16 protein-coding genes are annotated in these 17,477 nt (G+C 68.5%); 11 read left to right on the top strand and 5 right to left on the bottom strand.

The annotated features are described in order from the left end of the window. Nucleotides 1-7 precede the first annotated feature (7 nt). Nucleotides 8-145 (bottom strand): hypothetical protein, encoded by a 138-nt coding sequence (locus ACFOWZ_RS08120; RefSeq protein ID WP_382370741.1) that lies wholly within the window; start codon nt 143-145, stop codon nt 8-10. A 136-nt stretch (nt 146-281) separates the two neighbouring features. Between ACFOWZ_RS08120 and ACFOWZ_RS08125 the strand changes: the two genes are divergently transcribed. Both ACFOWZ_RS08125 and ACFOWZ_RS08130 read left to right on the top strand, forming a co-directional pair. Then, entirely contained in the window at nt 282-1,592 is a 1,311-nt protein-coding gene (locus tag ACFOWZ_RS08125) for a DUF2252 domain-containing protein (RefSeq protein WP_382370743.1), read from the top strand. 46 nt (nt 1,593-1,638) lie between these two features. Further along, the gene (locus ACFOWZ_RS08130; protein ID WP_382370745.1) at nt 1,639-2,502 is read left to right on the top strand and encodes a Scr1 family TA system antitoxin-like transcriptional regulator; all 864 of its coding nucleotides are present in this window, start codon (nt 1,639-1,641) and stop codon (nt 2,500-2,502) included. A gap of 388 nt (nt 2,503-2,890) precedes the next feature. On the opposite strand, the gene ACFOWZ_RS08135 is transcribed toward ACFOWZ_RS08130, so the two are convergent. Continuing rightward, nucleotides 2,891-6,106, bottom strand: coding sequence for an AfsR/SARP family transcriptional regulator (locus ACFOWZ_RS08135; RefSeq protein WP_382370747.1), 3,216 nt, complete (start codon nt 6,104-6,106; stop codon nt 2,891-2,893). Between ACFOWZ_RS08135 and ACFOWZ_RS08140 the strand changes: the two genes are divergently transcribed. After that, nucleotides 6,093-7,214: a hypothetical protein gene (locus ACFOWZ_RS08140; protein ID WP_382370749.1), complete on the top strand. Its 1,122-nt coding sequence runs from the start codon at nt 6,093-6,095 to the stop codon at nt 7,212-7,214. The genes ACFOWZ_RS08135 and ACFOWZ_RS08140 overlap by 14 nt on opposite strands. A gap of 103 nt (nt 7,215-7,317) precedes the next feature. Here the strand turns inward: ACFOWZ_RS08140 and ACFOWZ_RS08145 are convergent, their stop codons facing one another. Beyond that, complete coding sequence (locus tag ACFOWZ_RS08145; RefSeq protein ID WP_382370751.1) at nt 7,318-9,333, bottom strand: ATP-binding protein; 2,016 nt, start codon at nt 9,331-9,333, stop codon at nt 7,318-7,320. 182 nt (nt 9,334-9,515) lie between these two features. Between ACFOWZ_RS08145 and ACFOWZ_RS08150 the strand changes: the two genes are divergently transcribed. Beyond that, nucleotides 9,516-9,998 carry a MarR family winged helix-turn-helix transcriptional regulator gene (locus tag ACFOWZ_RS08150; RefSeq protein WP_382370753.1) on the top strand — a complete coding sequence of 161 codons (483 nt, stop codon included), beginning with the start codon at nt 9,516-9,518 and terminating at the stop codon, nt 9,996-9,998. Nucleotides 9,999-10,048: 50 nt separating this feature from the next. Next, complete coding sequence (locus ACFOWZ_RS08155; protein WP_382370755.1) at nt 10,049-10,648, top strand: DsbA family protein; 600 nt, start codon at nt 10,049-10,051, stop codon at nt 10,646-10,648. A 5-nt stretch (nt 10,649-10,653) separates the two neighbouring features. Here ACFOWZ_RS08155 and ACFOWZ_RS08160 read toward each other — a convergent pair whose 3' ends face one another. After that, on the bottom strand, nt 10,654-11,556 hold the full coding sequence (locus ACFOWZ_RS08160) for a diguanylate cyclase (RefSeq protein ID WP_382370757.1): 903 nt from the start codon (nt 11,554-11,556) through the stop codon (nt 10,654-10,656). Between the two features lie 241 nt (nt 11,557-11,797). Here ACFOWZ_RS08160 and ACFOWZ_RS08165 point away from each other — a divergent pair, with 241 nt between their 5' ends. The 5 genes from ACFOWZ_RS08165 (at nt 11,798) to ACFOWZ_RS08185 (ending at nt 15,946) form a co-directional block, all read left to right on the top strand. Then, complete coding sequence (locus ACFOWZ_RS08165) at nt 11,798-12,505, top strand: hypothetical protein (protein ID WP_382370759.1); 708 nt, start codon at nt 11,798-11,800, stop codon at nt 12,503-12,505. Nucleotides 12,506-12,572: 67 nt separating this feature from the next. Then, nucleotides 12,573-13,130, top strand: a complete 558-nt coding sequence (locus ACFOWZ_RS08170; protein ID WP_156093802.1) for a hypothetical protein — start codon at nt 12,573-12,575, stop codon at nt 13,128-13,130. Continuing rightward, nucleotides 13,117-14,322, top strand: coding sequence for an MAB_1171c family putative transporter (locus tag ACFOWZ_RS08175; RefSeq protein WP_382370762.1), 1,206 nt, complete (start codon nt 13,117-13,119; stop codon nt 14,320-14,322). Before ACFOWZ_RS08170 ends, ACFOWZ_RS08175 begins: the two co-directional genes overlap by 14 nt. After that, complete coding sequence (locus ACFOWZ_RS08180) at nt 14,323-15,693, top strand: NAD(P)/FAD-dependent oxidoreductase (protein ID WP_382370764.1); 1,371 nt, start codon at nt 14,323-14,325, stop codon at nt 15,691-15,693. It begins immediately after the preceding gene. A 1-nt stretch (nt 15,694) separates the two neighbouring features. Further along, the gene (locus ACFOWZ_RS08185; protein ID WP_382370766.1) at nt 15,695-15,946 is read left to right on the top strand and encodes a hypothetical protein; all 252 of its coding nucleotides are present in this window, start codon (nt 15,695-15,697) and stop codon (nt 15,944-15,946) included. On the opposite strand, the gene ACFOWZ_RS08190 is transcribed toward ACFOWZ_RS08185, so the two are convergent. Then, nucleotides 15,930-16,403 carry a VOC family protein gene (locus ACFOWZ_RS08190; RefSeq protein ID WP_382370768.1) on the bottom strand — a complete coding sequence of 158 codons (474 nt, stop codon included), beginning with the start codon at nt 16,401-16,403 and terminating at the stop codon, nt 15,930-15,932. The two genes, ACFOWZ_RS08185 and ACFOWZ_RS08190, sit on opposite strands and share 17 nt — an antisense overlap. An 84-nt stretch (nt 16,404-16,487) precedes the next feature. Between ACFOWZ_RS08190 and ACFOWZ_RS08195 the strand changes: the two genes are divergently transcribed. Next, complete coding sequence (locus ACFOWZ_RS08195; RefSeq protein ID WP_382370770.1) at nt 16,488-17,441, top strand: helix-turn-helix transcriptional regulator; 954 nt, start codon at nt 16,488-16,490, stop codon at nt 17,439-17,441. Nucleotides 17,442-17,477: the final 36 nt, after the last annotated feature.

The raw sequence follows: 17,477 nt of genomic DNA on the forward strand, positions 1-17,477 counted from the left end.
TCACGCGTTACTCGTGGCGGAGGACACCGGCGGACGTGACCGGCTCGACCGTCTCCTCGATCATCCCTTCCTCGTGCTCCTCCTTCTCGATCAGCCCGAGCACGCGCCGCACCTGTTCCTTGCTGGCCCCGAACATGAAGCACATGCCTTCGACGTTAGGCGCGGGCCTGCCCCGCGGGCTTCTCGATTCCTGCGCACTGTGAAATTTGCAGACGCACGGCGACTCACACGCATCCTCGTGCTGGGATTTGCGTCCTCAAGAGGGAGAGGGAGGGGCACCGATGACCGATCGCGGCGACCGCATTGTGAGCGTGCTCGAGGACGCCTTCGCCGGGCTGATGGCGGCTGATCCCGCCGCGTTCCGGCACAAGTTCCGCAAAATGGCGGCCGAACCGTTCGCGTTCTACAGAGGCAGCGCATGCCTGTTCTACGCCGACATGGCCGAATTGCCCGATGAGTGGGCCGACGAGCGCACCGGTCGCATCTGGATCCAGGGCGACCTGCACGCGCAGAACTTCGGCACCTACATGGACTCCGCGGGCACGCTGGTCTTCGACGTCAACGACTTCGACGAGGCCTACCTCGGCTCGTTCACGTGGGACGTCCGCCGCTTCGCCGCGTCGATGGCCCTGCTCGGGTGGCGCAAGGCCCTGCCGGACAACGTCATCGCCGACCTCATCCGCACCTACGTCTCGGCCTACGTTGGCCAGGTCCGCACGTTCGCCGAACGCCCCGGCGACGAGCTCTTCAGCCTGGGCCTCGACAACACGGAGGGCGCCCTGCACCGCGTCCTGCAACGAGCCCGCCTGGCCACCAGGATCGGCCTGCTCGACGAGAAGACCGTGATCGTCGACTACGAACGCGCCTTCCGCCGCGACCGTGAGGGCACCCACGATCTGACGCCGGAGGTCCGCGCCGCCGTCGAGCAGGCGTTCGAGTCCTATCTGGACACCATCCCGACCGGCAAGCGCGCGTCGAGCCGCACCTACACCGTCAAGGACGTGGTGGGCCGCAGCGGCTTCGGCATCGGCTCGGCCGGCCTGCACGCCTACAACATCCTCGTGGAGGGCCGCACCCAGGCGTTGGAGAACGACGTCGTCCTGTCGATGAAGCAGGCCAACATCGCCGCCCCCAGCCGCATCGTGCCGGACGAGCGCATCCGCGAGTACTTCACCGACCACGGCCACCGCACCGCAGTCTCGCAACGAGCCCTGCAAGCCCACGCCGACCCGTGGCTCGGCCACACCCGGATCGACGGCGTCGGCTACGTCGTCTCGGAGCTCAGCCCGTACGAGGCCGACCTCGACTGGTCCGACCTCACCGAGCCCGCCGACATGCTCCCGGTCCTCGACTACCTGGGCAGGGCCACCGCGAAGATGCACTGCGTGGCCGACGAGGACTCGGCCCAGACCCTCGTCGCTTTCCAGTGCGAGGAAGCGATCGCCGCGGCCATCGGCGACCGCGAGGAGGCCTTCACCGACTCGATCGTCGCCTTCGCGCTGGACTACGCCCGCCAGACCCGCGAGGACCACCGGCTGTTCGTGGACGCGTTCCGGGACGGCCGGATCAAGGGTGTTGGCTCGACGGCGTGAGCTTTCTGGCGGTACGTTTGCGGCCAATCGAACGACAGGAACCGCGATGGCCCGCTCCGACGACGCCCAGCACGACCTCGACGACCTGGGTGCGCTCATCCGCGCGCACAGGAAGAGGGCTGGGCTGACCGGGGCGGAGGCAGCGCGGAGGGCCGGGTTCACGCAGTCGAAGATGTCGAAGATCGAGAACGGCATCCTGCTGCCGGGCGCGGACGACGTGCGCCGCCTCGCCGCCGGTCTGGGCATGGACTCGGACGCAACGGCGCACGCGCTCGACCTGATCGACCGGCTGCAGGACGACCACGCCGCGCGCCGGATCGTGCTCCGGCGCGGAGGGTTCACCGAGCACGCGGCACTGTTGTCCAGGTTCGGGGACAGTGGACACGTCGTGGCCGCCGACCCTGCTGTCGTACCGGACTGGCTGCGGACCAGCGACTACCTGCTCACCGCGGCCGGTCGGCTGTCCGAGCGCAACACCAGGGCCGCCACGGCGTTGGTGCGCAAGCGGCAGCGTCTGATGGCAACGCCGGGCCTGCGGTTCGAGTTCTTCCTGCTCGAATCAGCCCTGTGGAACCAGGTCGGCTCAGCACGGCTCATGTGCGAGCAGATGCTGGACCTCGCCACGGCGAGCGCGCGCCACCCGAACGTCGTCGTGCGCCTGATCCTGCGCGGTGCCGCGATCACGCCTGCGCTCCTGCACGGCTTCGAGGTGCACGACGACAACCAGGTGGTGCTCACCCTGATGCCGGGCGTCGTGGTGATCACGTCCGAGGACGACGTCGAACCGTTTCGCCGCTTGGCCGTTTCGTTGCGTGCTCACTCGTTGAGCGAAGACGCTTCGCGCCGGAGCCTGCAGCGGATCGCCTTGGCCTACCGGTCGAACGCGCTGACGGAAAAGTTCGCTTCTTGAGCCTGGCGGACGCGGCCGCCCGCCAGGCAACACAAGAAGGTGAACAGCTTTCAAAAATACGAGGTCCGGCCAGGTCGGCCTAAACGGCGTGGACGCCCCCGTTGACCACGTCGCACCAATGCTTCGAGGCGTCGTTCGAAGACGCATCGGTCTGGACCATTACAACAACCATCGCTGCAACCACCACCGCAGCGACCACGCCAAGGACGGCGGCAACACGCCGACATAGCGCCTTGCTCAAGGTTGTTCTCCTGGTTCTTCATCGCTGGCGATTCCAGCCGAGGCAGGAATCCTACCGATACGCACAGCGGTGTCAACCAGTCACGCCAGAGGGGGACACACGAACAGGTTCAGATCTTTCGACAAGATACCTGTCAGTAATGAAAGTTCAGTGAGCTTCAGGGTCCCAGTCGATCGCCGGCGAACCCGCGCGAGCTGCGGGCAGATCGATTTCCAGCTTGAGTTCACGCAGCTCAGCGGCGATTCGCTCACCACGCTCGGGCTGCAGGTCTGCCAGCAGCGCCACGGCGAGCGACAGCGCCTCGATCGCACCGTCCCGCAAGCCTTCTCGCGCGTGAATGCGCCCAAGAACGTGCAACGCGGTCGCCTCGCTCAGTGGCGCACCCGCGCGCCCGCAGAACTGGATCGCTTTGCGCGCATACTGTTTAGCTTCAAACAGATTTCCGTCTTCGAGTTCGATTTCGCTCAGCAGCGCGCAAACCTCACCCACTCGCCCCACGGCGAGCAATCCCGCGTGCTTCCACAGAGCGGCCTCGGCGAACCCACGAGCCTCCGCAATTCGTTCTCTCGCGAAGCTCAGCGATCCGAGCAGCTGGAGAACGGTGGCCTCAGAGGCTTCGTCTTCCTGCTCACGCGCCAGCACCAATGATTTGTGGTAGTAGGAAGCAGCGCGCTGGTAGTCAAACGCTTCCTGGTAGGCCTCTCCCGCGCGATAAAGAAAGACCTTCTCCATTCCTGGGCCGCGTTCACCGATCATCCGCACCATCGTGAGAGCGCGCTCATGGCTGTCGATCCCCATGGTGACGTTGCCGGTCGCGACCAGGATCCGCGCACCGGTGTGCAGACAGGTCGCCACTCCCGGCGTCTGGTCGCCCGGCGCGCGCAGATAGGCCAGGTGCGCTGAGTGCACGTAGTGCTCCGCGCGCCCGAACTCCTGACGCGCGAGATAGGTGTGGCCGATCTGCTGGAGCAGGTCGGCGAGGTCTTCCGCAGCCGACTCGCCGAGCGCTTTGGCGCCGGCGAGCCCGGCGTGCAGCACGTTCAGGACTTCGGCGGTCAGTCCCTGCCTCAGCCAGATCTGCCCGACCATCTGCGGGATCTGCATGGCGTACTCGAAGTAGCCCGCGCTGACCGCGAACCGCACCAGGGCGACGATGTTCTGCGCTTCGGCGGTGCACCACCGGTGTGCGGTCGCCCTGTCGCGGAACTCGAGCGCCCCGACGTTCTCGTCGACGTCCGACGTCGGCACCCGGATCATGGTCGGCAGCACGCGCACGTCCGCGTTTTCGGCCGTCCTGAAGTAGAAGTCGAGCATGCGGCGCTCGATGGCAACACGTTCGGCCGCGTCCTCGAGCAGCCCAGCGGCAAATTCGCGCAGCAGGTCGTGCAACTTGTACCTGTCCAGCTCACCCGCCTGCTCCAGCAGGTGTGCCTCCGCCAAGGCGTCCAGGGCCTCGTGGACACGGCGGGCGGGCAACCCCGCCATCGCCGCCGCCGCGCTCACGCTGATGCCCGGCCCTGGATGCGCGCCGATCGTCCTGAACAGCAGGCGCGCGTCAGGATCCAAGGCACGCAACGACTGCATGAAGACCGCACGAGGCCCGTGCATGGTGCCGATGCCGAGCACACCCCGCTCGCGGAAGTGCGTGACGAACGCACCCAACTGCACATCCGGCCTGGTCGCGATGTGGTTCGCGAGCACCTTCAACGCGATCGGGAGCCCGCCGCAGACCCTGGACAGCTCGATGAGCTCCTCGCAGCCTCCGCGGTGTTCACCGATGCGGTCGACGAGGAGCCTGCACGCCTCGTCGTCGCTCAACGGGTCGATGGAGATCCGTTGCGGCGCAAGGCGAGCCGCCAGATCGGACAGCCGGGACCTGCTCGTCACCACGACCACGCCGGATGCGAACAACGGCAGCAGGGGGTGGATCTGGCTCGTGTCACGAACGTTGTCCAGAACCGCCAGCAGCCGACGACCGGACAGCACCGACTGGAGCTTCGCGAGGCGGTGGTCGGGATTGACGATCCGGTCAGGAGACACACCGAGACCCTGCAGGAAGCGGTCGACGACAGAGGAGGTGTCAACACTGACACCGTCGGAAAAGCCTTGCATGTCGACGAAGAGAACACCGTCCGGGAAACGCGGGCGGCGAAGGTGTCCCCAGTGGACGACGAACGCCGTCTTGCCCGCACCGCCCACTCCGTCGACGACCACCACGCCGGGTCGCGAGGCCATGGCGTCCAACGCCGCGAGTTTGTCCTCGTGGCCCACGAACATCGGCACGTCGAGCGGGAGCTGCTCCGGGACCAGGATGCCCGCGGCACCGGTCGTCGGCTCCGTCCGGGCGACGCCGTGCGCCCTGAGGCGGTCGTGGAACTCGCGCAGGTCCTGCGCCGCGGCGTCGTTGAGCGCGGCCTTGAACGCCTGGTACGTGCTCAGGTAGAGCTGTGTCGCCTCATCGGTGCGCGACAACAGGTACAGCGCTTCGAGCCGCCGCTTGAGCAGGCTCGGGTGCGTGAGGTGGTCGGGAGCCAGGTCGTCGAGCACTTCGAGAACAGAGCTGTAGTCGCCCAGCACGAGGTACTCGCTGCACAGCAGTTCGTAGGCGGGCACCTGCGCGGTTCGACGGGCCTGGTTGCGCCACGCCTCGGCGCGGTCGGATTTGAGGTCCTCGAGCGGGAGCTGATCACCCCAGACGTGGAATGCCGTGCGAATCGCGTCCAGAGCCTGCTGATGGTCTCCGCGGCGAGCCAGATCGCGGGCCCGATCGACGAGATCCCGGTACTGGAAGTAGTCGATGGATTCACGCCGGGCCGTCAACCGAAATGAACCGTTCGCGACGACCAATTCCACCCGGTCTTGCATCGAATCGAGTGCTCTGCGGATCCGCCATGAATACGAGTAGAGCGTTTGGGAGGGGTTCTTGGGCGGCACGTCGTCGTCCGACCAGATCCAGTCCACCAGCTCCGCCGCAGGTACAGGGGCACCTGGCCGGGTCAGGAGGGCGGCGAGCATCGCGCGCAGCTTGAGCGGGCCCCATTGCGTGTCGACCGTCTCGCCGACACGTATCCCCGTTTGCCCCAGAATCGTGAATCGCGCATCCACCAGCGCCACCCCTCGCGTCCCCGCCGAAGAGTGTCCTCCCTGTTCAACGGCAATGCAATGCACTCGTTCAGCCCAAGATGACAGTTCAGTGACAGTCCATTGACATATGGACGTGAATAGCGCGCGGAACAGGACAGGCGGCTTGTCCGCCGAGTGCTCTGAAGTGCGGAGAAAGTTCGTGACAGCCCGATGAACACTCCGGCCGGGACGGTCTTGGCATCGACTTCGACCGATGGAGGCCGGGATGAACTGGTTCACCACCCCGCTCGGTGCGGGAGGTGCGCACCGGGTGACGGTGCCGGGGTGCCGCAAGGTGCTCGTGATCGTGCCCACCGTGGTGGCGGGCACGCGGTTGCTCGATCTGCTGCCGTTGCTGGACTCCGACTTCCGGGTCCAGACGTACTTCACGCAGCCCGAGCCGGACGTGGGGACCGCGCAGTTCCTCAGCGCGGTGGGAGGGCTGGTGATTCCTTGGGAGATGGCGGTGCAGCACGAGTTCGACCTCGTGCTCGCGGCCAGCTACCGGTTCGTCGACCGGGCGCCGGGGCATGTGCTCGTGTTGCCGCACGGGGCGAGTGCTCTGAAGTCACGTCAACGGGTTCGGTCTGCTGGGCGCGGCGCTCAGCCCACGCACGGGCTCGATCGGCAGCTGCTCATGCGGGGTGGGAAGGTGCCGGCTTCCGTGATCGCCCTGTCGCACGACCACGAGCTCGAGGTGCTCGCCGAGTCGTGTCCCGAGGCCTTGCCCGCGGCGGTCGTGGCCGGTGACATCTGCCTCGACCGGATGCGGGCCAGCCTGCCGTTCCGCGAGCACTACCGGCGGGCGTTGGGCGTGGGGCCGGAGGAGACGCTCGTGACGATCAGTTCGACGTGGACGGCCGACTCCACGTTCTGCCAGCGGCCTGAGCTGTATCGGGAGCTGCCGCGGTCGGTCCGGACCGCGGCTGTGCTGCACCCGAACATCTGGGCCGCGCACGGCGCCTGGCAGGTGCGGTCGTGGCTCGCCGACTGCGACGTGATCGTCATTCCACCCGAAGAAGGTTGGCGTGCAACGATGATCGCGAGCGATGTCGTCATCGGCGACCACGGTTCGACGACGCAGTACGCCGCCGGCGTCGGTGCCCGCATGCTGCTCGCCACGTGTCCGGAGGTGCGTCACGGGAGCCTTGCGCACGTATTGCGCGAGGCGGTTCCCATGTATACCAACGACATCGCTGAAGCCGTGGTCGTCGAGAACTTCGCCGAGCTGATCAGTTCACGGCTCGACCGGTCCGGTGCGATCCTGCGCGCGGCCATGTACCGGCTGCTCGGCCTCCCGGAGCCCGCCCACGCCGTGCCGATCTCGCCGGTGCGTCGTGTCCGTTGACGCGGGTGTGGTGAGAAGCGACGGGGTGCTGCTCGTCCACGTCGGACGGGCGGCACCGAAGTGGTGGGCGCTGGCGGACGTGCTGGTGGCCGGACCCGCATCGTCACCCGAGGCCGCGCTCGCGGTCGCCGGGCTGTTGTTGCGGCGGTACGTCGGGTGTTCGCTCGTCGTCGTTCCGGTCGAGGTCCGCGAGCCTGGCCCGGACGTGCTCGGCGCTCGGGTCGAAGGACTCGCCGTAGCAGGCCAGCGCGGAGCGGTAGTGGTCGCGAGCCCGTGCGAGGTCGCTCTGCCGTTCGGCGATCTCGCCCAGCAGCTCGAACGCATCAGCGACGTGCAGTGGTGAGCCCGCGTCACGGACGTCGGCGAGCACGCTCTCGGCGAGCCGCAAGGCCTCGTCGAAGCGGGATGCTCGGAGCACGGCGCGGGACCGGAACATTCGTGCGCGCGCCTTGTCCACGTCGTTGTCGAGCAGGGCCTCGGACTCCTCGAGCTCCGTGATCGCCTCGTCGATGCGGCCGAGGTTGATGAGCACCTCACCGATGCGGCGCCGGGCCAGTGCGATGCCGCGGGTGCGCCCGTGGCGGGTCTCCACGTCGAGGCCCTCGCGGAAGTACCGCAGGGCCACGTCGAACTCGCCCCTCAACCGGTAGATGTGGCCCAGGCGCATCAAGGCGGTCGCGCGGCTGCCGAGATCGTGATCGCCCGCGAGCTCGAGCACGGTGCGGACCTGGGCGGTCGCCTCGTCGAGGCGGCCGAGGTTGCGCAGCGCGACGGCGAGTTGGTTGCGCAGCCTGGCTTCCGCGGTCCGTTCACCGCACATCTGCGCAGCCCGCACCCCGCGTTCGTGGGTGAACAGCCAGTCCGAGTAGTGGTGACGTCGCTGGAACAGCGCGTACATCGCCTCGGCGAGCTGCCAGACCAGGTCCGGCCAGCCGTGGACGTCGGCCGCACGCAACGCCTGCACGAGGTTGTCGCGTTCGTGGTCGAGCCAGTCGAGCGCCTCGGCCCGCGAGCCGAACGCGTCCGGGTCGGCCGACTTGAATCGCAGGCCAACGCGCGGTCTACCGGGAATCGCCGCCGCGTCGGCGACGACCGCCTTGTCGAGGTAGAACTCCACGGCGCGTTGGATCGCGTCTTCGCGTTCGGCGTCGTTCTGCGCACGCGCGTGCAGCCGCAGCAGGTCGTGGAACCGGAACCGGTCGTCGCCGACCTCGATGAGGAGATTCTTCTCCACCAGGTCGTCGAGGTCGTCCTCGACCTCACCGACGTCGTCGGCCAGCATCGCCGCCGCGGCCTCGACACCGAAACTGGGGCCGGGATGCCACGAACTCAGGCGGTAGAGCCGAGCCTGACGCGGCGGGAGGTCCACATAGGACAGATCCAGCACCGCGCTCACCGAGGACGTCCCGCCGAGGTCCAGGCCCGCCAGCCTCCGGTTCTCGGTCCTGAGCTCGTCGACCTCCCTGGCCAGCGTGCGCCGCGGCCGCCGGGACAGCCGCGCGCCGATCACCCCGAGCGCGATCGGCATCCCGCCGCACAACCGCGCGAGCTCCCGTGCGGCGTCGGCCTCCTCCGCGAGCCTGGGTTCACCCACCACGCGTTCCAGCAGCTCGACCGAGTCCCGCAGGTCCATCGGGTCGACCTCGATGAACCGGGCGCCGTCCATGCCGAGCGGGCTGAGCCGCCACCGGCTCGTCACCACCACGACGCAGCGCGGTGAGGCGGGCAGCAGCGGCCTGACCTGGGCGGCGCTGGCGGCGTTGTCGAGCAGGATCGCGAACGAGCGGTTGGCGGTCAGCGAGCGGAACAACGCCTGGCGCTGCGGCAGACCCGGCGGCACGACCTCGACGCCGAGCGCGCCCAGGAACCACTCGAGCACCTCGTCGGGCTGCGCGGCCTCCGCGTGGGCACCGAGATCCACGTAGAGCTGGCCGTCGGGGAACCGGTCGCGCGTGTCGTGCAGCCACCTCAACGCGAGCGAGGTCTTGCCCACCCCGCCGGGCCCGCTGACCACGACGAGCAGCTGGCGCTCTTCGCGCTCGTGCCACCTGTCGAGCTCGGTCAGCTCGTCGACCCTGCTGACGAACACGCTCGGCGCGGGCGGCAGCTGTTGAGGCACAAGGTTTCCAGGTGGTCCGGAATGGATGTTCAGCGTTCCGATCGACCCTGCCTGCACCACGTTCCCGCAAGCCGTCCCGGACACCGTGTTCTCGACTCTGCCCACCCGACATCACCCCACGACTCACGCTACGACTTGGAAGTCCGCAAAGGCAGGCCTCGTTCGGTGCTCTACGCTGCGCCGTGGACATCAAGACCCCGCACGACGCGGCGACCAACGCGACGATGCTGGCGTTCGGGCGGCTGCAGGGCGCGGCCAACCGGCTGGGGTACCTGCTCGGCCGCGCGCTCGAGGAGGAGTGCGGGCTCACGCACCTGGAGTTCGAGGTCCTGCTGATCCTCGGCAGAGCCGGCGAGCCCGGACTGTCGATGCGGGCGATCAGCCAGGAGCAGGTGCTCACCACGGGTGGGGCGACGCGGGTGATCGACCGGCTGGAACGCGCGGGGCTGGTGACCCGCACCGCACACCCCACGGACAAGCGGGGCCGGCTCGTGACGCTGACCGCAGAAGGCTCGGAGACCCTGGTCCGGGCGGCGAACCTGCACCTCGAGAACATCAGGACGCACTTCCTGGCGCCGTTGCCGGAGGAGCACCGCGAGCAGTTCGCGCAGGACCTCAAGGTCCTCAGCCACGCCGCGAGGGACGCACTGCCGCGCCTGAAGTGAACCGAGTCACACCACGAAATATCTGACGAGTCAGATACTTTGTACTGCTCGTGAAGCTCCTCTACGTCTTCGACGCCTACTGCGGCTGGTCGCACGCCTTCTCCGGCACCCTGGAGACGGTCATCGAGCGCAATCCCGACCTGCCCGTCGAGGTGATCTCCGGCGGTCTGTTCACCGGTGAGCGCCGCGTGCCGATCCGCGAGTTCGGCTTCATCAAGGGCGCCAACGTCCAGGTGACCGCGCGGACCGGTGCCACGTTCGGCGACGCTTTCAACGAGGTGCTCGACGAGGGTTCGTTCGTCATGGACTCCGAGGCCGCCGCACGAGGTCTGATCGCGCTGCGCCAGGCCGCGCCGGACCGAGCGGCCGAGCTGGCCGTGGCGATGCAGAAGGCGTTCTTCCACAACGGCGCGAGCCTGTCCGACCCGCAGACCTACCGGACGATCGCCGAGGACTTCGGTCTCGACGCCGACGCGGTGGTGGCCGCGTTCGAGACCGTGTCGCCCGAGGAGGACTTCGACTTCGCCGCACGCCTTGGCGTGAACGGGTATCCGACGCTGATCGCCGTCCGCGGGTCGGAGATGTACGCGCTCGCCCGCGGCCACGCCACCGCCGACGAGGTCGAGCAGCGGCTCGCAACCCTGCGCTGAGGTGACTAGCGGACGAGCCCGTGGTGGCGGTTGGTCCACGCGGCCACGGCCGGCAGCACGTCGGTGATCCACTCGCGAGCGGCGGCCGTGAGCTCGTAGCGCGACGCGCGGCGCAGCACGAAACCGTTGTCCTGCAAGCGCTCCAGCGTCCGGATCACCTTGGGGCCGAGGACGGAGACGAGCTCCTCCATCGCCTTGGCGCCGTCGGAGAGCGCGACCAGGACCTGCGGCAGCTGTTCGCTGCTCATCAGGTCCTGCAACGCGAGCAGGTGGTGCAGGGCCGAGGTGTCGGGCTTCCGCTCGGCCGCGAACGCGCCGGGGTCGTGCACCTGGACGCGGGCCCGGCCGTTGCGCTTGGCCCGTTGCAGGGCCGCGTCGGTGTCGCGGACCAGGTCGAGGAGCGTGTCCTCACTGCCCGGCACGTGGGAGGCGACACCGATGGACGCCGTCTGGCCGTGCAGCGTCAAGTGGTAGCCGTCGTTCGTGGTGATCTCGGTCTGCAACGCGCGGATGCCGCGCAACATCCGTTCGGCGACAACCGCAGCCTCAGCGCCCGTGGTGCGCGGCAGCAGCACGAGGAACTCATCGCCGCCGTACCGGCACACGAGATCTGACGAGCCTGTGTGCGCCTTCAGCACGTCGGCGACGGCAGTCAGCACGACATCGCCCGCGGGGTGGCCGTACTCGTCGTTGATCTTCTTGAAGCGGTCCAGGTCGATCATCAGCAACGCGACCTGTTCCCACCGGCGCTGGGCACGGCGGTAAACGGCGGGTGCCTGGTCGTCCCAGCCCCAGCGGCCCAGCAGGCCCGTCAGGCGGTCCGTGGCCCACGCACCAACCGGTTGCGCGCACGAACCGCAGCGCGAGGGAGCGCTCTCGTCGTGCAGCCGCAGAGAACCGTGATTCACCGGAAGTCCCATCCGCGCAGTCGCCATGAGTCCCCCCAGACATCAGCTCTGACCGGCCCGAACTGCCCCTTTCAACTGCGGTGACGTCGTTCGGATCAAACGCGACACACCAGTGCAAGCGGCGGAGTGTGATCATAGGACTACGGACTGGTGGATTCAACCCCTGTGATGCCATATGCTCTCTTGGTTCCACAACAGTGGAATGATCGCCGGCCAGGAGTCGCTCCAGCGGAGGTGTGGCGTGAGGCCGTTCGCCGAGGTCCTCAACGAGCTGTGCAACAACCCGCCCGACGGCCGAGGCAAGGTGACCAACGTAGCGCTTGCCGCCGCGGTCAAGGCACGGGGTGGGGACATCGGGCACGGCTACATCTCGCAGCTGCGGCTCGGGGTGAAGGACAACCCGACCTGCCAGGCCATCGTCGACCTCGCGGGCGCGCTCGGCGTGCACCCGGCGGTGTTCCTCGGCGGCCGCGGTGACCTGCACGCGGGAGAACAGCCCGGGTGGCGGGCGAACGCGCTGACGACGCTCTTCGAGGCCGTGCACCCGCCGGACCGCGGACCGTGGTCACCGGAGGAGGTCGCGGCGGCGATCAGCTCGTCCGGCCAGTTCGGCAGCATCTCCGCGAGCTACATCCGCGAGCTGCTCAGCTCGACGAGCGACAACCCGCGGCTCAAGCACATCCTCGGCCTGGCCGACCACTTCGGCGCCGACCCGGCGTACTTCTTCGACGACGACCTCGCGGCGCGGGTCGACTCGGAGCTCACGGATTTCCTGGCACTGCGGGAACTCGGCGTCGTCGAGTTCGTCACCCGGCTGGCCGAACGCACCGGCGAACTGTCGCCGCAGGCCAGAGCCGCTGCGGTAGAAGGATTCCGGCAGGCCCTGGAGGTCGGCGAGGGCTGGTCGTTCCCGCTGAACAGCCGGCGTCCGTCACCGGACCTCACTTGATGATGACGACAACGGCGTGAAGATCTCTGTCTGGACCGCTGCCGACGACATCGAGAGGAGGCGACGGGTGAACCGCAGGAAACTGCGCAGGCTGGTCGACGAGGTCGCCCGCGACCTCGACCTGCCACCCGACGCCACGCACCGCGACGCGAGCCGCCGGGTCTGCGAGCTGATGAGCGAACGCCTCGAGCGTCCCGTCGACGTCCGCTTCGCCGCCATCACGAACGCGGTGTGCCTCAGCGGTGCGACCGCGTTGCTCGAGAACGGCACGTACCTCGTGATCTGCGCGGACTCCCCGTCCTGGTACCACCGCCTGCACGTGCTGCTGCACGAGTTCGCGCACGTGCTGCTCCAGCACCAGCCCGTCGCGCTCGGCCGCAGCGAGGGCATGCGCAAGCTGGCGCCGCACCTGCTGCCGAGGATGGCGCAGATCATCGCGGGCAGGACGACGCTGACCGAGGACGAGGAACGCGAGGCCGAGAACCTCGCCGACCACCTGCTGGAGCGCCTGACGGAGCACCGGGTGTGGGCCGACACGGCCGCGACGGAGGAACCCGCGCACGTGCGCCGGGTGGCGGAATCTCTCGAAGGAAGATCTCGCTGGGTGCGTCGTGGCGATCTTTAACCTGATCTACCTCTCGTGCGGTGTCGTCGGTCTGCTGCTGCTCGCGTACAAGATCCGTGCGCTGCGGTCGAGCTGGGGCAGCCCGAGGGTCGTCGCGTTGATCGCCACGGTGTTCTTCGGATCGTTCGCCGTGCTCTTCGCCGCGCCCGCGAACGTCACCTGGATCAACTGGGTCAGCGGCGTGCCGAACTTCGCCGTGCTGATCGTCTACGGCCTCGTGATCTGCTTCGCCGGATCGGCCTACGCCCTGGTTCTGTACTGGCGGTACCCGGCGGCCGAGGCCTGGCACCGGGTACGGCTGATCATCGTCGGCTACGCGACGGTCGTCGCGGTGACGACAGTGCTGTTCTTCAAGTCCGAGATCGACGAAGAGCGCCAGACCGACTTCGACACGTTCTACGCCACGCAGCCGACGGTGGCGGTGTACCTGTTCATCTACCTCGTGGCCACCGGGATCGGCTGCGGCGGCCAGGCCTACCACTGCTGGCAGGGCGCGCGCGACGAGGCGATCTCAGCCCGGCCGTGGCTCGCGCGGGGCCTGCGCTGGTACTGCGTCGCCGCACTCTTTCCGGTGGCGTTCGCGGTCATCAAGCTGTTCGTGCTGATGATGGACTGGTTCGGTGAGCGCAGCTTCGACGTCCTGAGCCTGGCCGCGCCGCTGATGGCGTCGCTGAGCATGATCCCGCTCGTGATCGCGATGGCGCTGCCGGTGTTCGGGCCGCGGCGCCCGTCGCCGTCGCTGTGGGTCCGGCGCTGGCGGACGTACTTCGCCCTGCGGCCGTTGCACCGCGCGCTGGTGCACGTGAACCCCGGCATCGTGCTGGTGGCGCCCGGCAAGTTCCTGAACCCGCACCACCGCGTGCGGCGCCAGATCATCGAGCTCAACGACTGGCGCTGGGCGCTGACGCCGTACTTCGACCTCAGCGTCGGCGAGGCCGCGACGTCCCTGGCGCACCAGGCCTCGTTGCCCAAGGACGAGGTGGCCGCCGTCGTGGAGGCCGCGCAGCTGCGCGCCGCGGGGTCGTCCGGGCGTTCGAAGCCCGCGAAGCACCGTCCCGCCTCGGAGATCGTCGACGGCACCGACCTCGCCGCCGAGCACGACAGGTGGGTGCGGATCTCGCGCGCGTACCAGCACTCGCCGATCGTCGACGCCGCCGTGGCCGACGCCGCGCGCGTAGGGGGAATGGATTAGATGGCACCCACACACGCCGTTGTCCTCGGCGGCGGACTCGCGGGCATGCTCGCGGCGTCCGTCCTGGTCAAGCACTTCGACGAGGTCACCGTCGTCGAACGCGACAAGCTTCCGGACGGGCCGTCGCCGCGGTCCGGCGTGCCCCAGGCCCGGCACGCGCACCTGCTGATGGCCGGTGGTGCGCGGGCGATCGAGTCGTTGCTGCCCGGCACGTTGGACGCGTTGTTCTCCGCCGGCGCGCACCGGATCGGGGTGCCGAACGACCTCGTGTCGCTGAGCGCTCAGGGTTGGGTGCCGCGGTTCCCCGAGATGCAGTTCATCGTGTCGTGCAGTCGCGGGCTGCTCGACTGGGTCGTGCGCAGCCAGGCGTTGCGGGACAACAAGATCTCAGTGCTGACCGGCACCGAACCGGTGTCGCTGCTCGGCGACCGGCACGCGGTGACGGGAGTGCTGGTCGAGGACCGGATCTCGCGCGAGCAGATCTCGCTGGAGGCGAACCTGGTCGTCGACGCGACCGGGCGGGGTTCGCGGTTGCCCTCGTGGCTGGTCGACTTCGGGCTGCCTGAGGTGCACTCCGAGAGCGTCGACTCCGGACTTGCTTACGCCACAAGAATCTTCCGCGCTCCACCGTCTGCGACGTCCGGTTTTCCGATCGTCAACGTGCAGGCGAACCCGCGTGATCCGCATCCGGGCTGCACGGCGACGTTGCTGCCGATCGAGGACGGCCGGTGGCTGGTGACGCTGTCGGGCACGCGGGGCGGTGAGCCGTCGACCGAGGAGTCCGAGTTCGTCGACTTCGCCCGTTCGGTGCGCAACCCGGTCGTGGGCGACCTGATCGCCTCGGCGGAGCCGCTGTCGCCGGTGTACGGGTCGCACAGCACGGCGAACCGGCGGATGTTCTTCGAGCGCTTGAAGTCCTGGCCCGCCGGCCTGCTGGCGCTGGGCGACTCGGTGGCGACCTACAACCCCGTCTACGGGCACGGGATGTCGATCGCGGCGCAGAGCGCCCAGGCGTTGGACGCCGGGCTGCGGGCGGGGCACGGTGCGCACCAGATCCAGCGCGGCATCGGCAAGGTGGTCGACGGGGCGTGGGCGATGGCCACCAACCAGGACATCCTGTATCCGGGTGCGGTGGGCAAGCCGTTGCCGTTGGCTGGCAAGGTTTTGCAGCGTTACGTGGACCGTTTGGTGCGCACGGCCACAACGGAGGCGGCGGTGACTCGGGCGTTCATCGACGCGTTCACGTTGTCCGGGCCGATGGCGAAGCTGATGAGCCCCAAGGTCGTGTGGGCGACGATGCGTGGTCCTCGGAGCGAGGTGTCGCCCGAGCCGACGCTGACGGCGGACGAGCGCTCGCGGGTGACGGACTGACGTGTACACCGTTCAGGCCGTCATCGCGCGTTCCGGCGTTCTGGACGCCGATCGGGCGCAGGTCAGGGAGCAGGGCCGCAGCGTGCTCGGACCGCTGGTGCTGGAGGAGGACGACCCGGTGCCGGACGTCAGCCCGATCTCGCTCGCGCTGCGGCGGCTCGGTGTGGAGAAGGGCGAGCCCCACGACGAGTTCGACGCCGTGGGGCTCGGCCGGCACCGGAGCACCTCGGCCTGGCTCACCTCTGCGGAGTGAAGTCCGCGCTCTGCACGTAGTTCATGGCCTCCTTGAACTTCGGGTCCTGCATCCGGGCGGTCAGCTCCTCTGCTGACGGCTCGGCCACGCGCTGGTGCAGCCACCAGAGGTTGCCGAACGGGTCGGCGAACCGGCTGACCCGGTCGCCCCAGAACATCTCGGTCGGCTCGGTGACGACCCTGCTGCCGCGCTCGACCGCGCGCCCGAGTGTTCCGGCGTCGTCGGCGACGTAGAGGCGGAGGAACGCCGGGGTGCCCGGCCAGTCGGGGTGGTCGAACAGCATCACGACCGAGTCGCCGATGCGGACCTCGGCGTGCCCGATGTTCGGCGACTCGCCGACGCGGCCGAGTTCGGTCGCGTCGAACACCGCCGTGATGAAGTCGATCAGCTCTGCGGTCCGGCCTGCGGTGATCAGCCACGGCGTGACGGTGTGGTAGCCCTCGGGGACGACGTTCATCGGTCTTCTCCTCCTGGTCGTTGAGAAAGACCGTATGGCGCATGTAGGACTGCTTCGGTCCTAGTTCGCGGGTAGGTTTCTGGTGTGAGTGATGCCGCCCGGTTGTTGCGCCTGCTGTCGTTGCTGCAGACACCCCGCGAGTGGCCCGGCAGCGAACTGGCCTCCCGCCTCGACGTCACGACGCGAACGGTCCGGCGCGACATCGACCGGCTGCGCGACCTCGGCTATCCCGTCGAGTCCTCGATGGGCGTGCTCGGCGGGTACCGGCTGGTCGCGGGCAAGGCGATGCCACCACTCCTGCTCGACGACGAGGAGGCCGTCGCCATCGCCGTAGGCCTGCGCACCGCCGCGCGGCAACCGGTGGCGGGCATAGCCGAGGCTTCGCTGCGAGCCTTGGCGAAGCTGCAGCAGGTCCTGCCACCCCGGCTGGCCCGGCGCGTGTCGTCCCTGACGTCGGCCACCGCACCGTCCGCAGCGTCGTTCGGCGCACTGGTCGACCCCGTGCAGCTCACCGTGATCGCCGGCGCGGCCCATGGTGGTGAACGGGTGCGGTTCACGTACGTGGCGCACTCGAAGGTGACGTCTCAGCGGCACGTCGAGCCTGTTCAGTTGGTAGCGCTCGGGCGGCGCTGGTACCTCCTCGCTTTCGACCTGGATCGGGACGACTGGCGGATCTTCCGGCTGGACCGCGTCTCGTCTGCGGTGGCCACCGGGGGACGGTTCTCAGGCCGGACGCCGCCTGGTGGGGACGCGGCTTCGTACGTTGCGCAGAAGATGTACGAGACGGGGCCGACTTGTCGGGCTCACGTGACGTTGCGGCTGCCGGTGGAGGTGGCTCGGGTTCGGCTGGCTGACTTCGCGGGTGAGTTGGTGGCTGTTGATGGCGGATCGTGTGTGTGGCACAGCGTTGAGGACACGGTGGATTACCTCGCGTTTCGGCTGATGTTGGTGGGGTGTGAATTCACGGTGCATGGGCCTGTGGAGTTGGTGGAGCACCTCCGGCAGGTTGGGGAGCGGATCAGCCGGTCGGTGGGGTGAAGGGGCGAGCCGAGGTGGGGTGAGGAGTCTGGCCGC

Source organism: Lentzea rhizosphaerae (assembly GCF_042649515.1).
GTDB classification, from domain to species: domain Bacteria; phylum Actinomycetota; class Actinomycetes; order Mycobacteriales; family Pseudonocardiaceae; genus Lentzea; species Lentzea aerocolonigenes.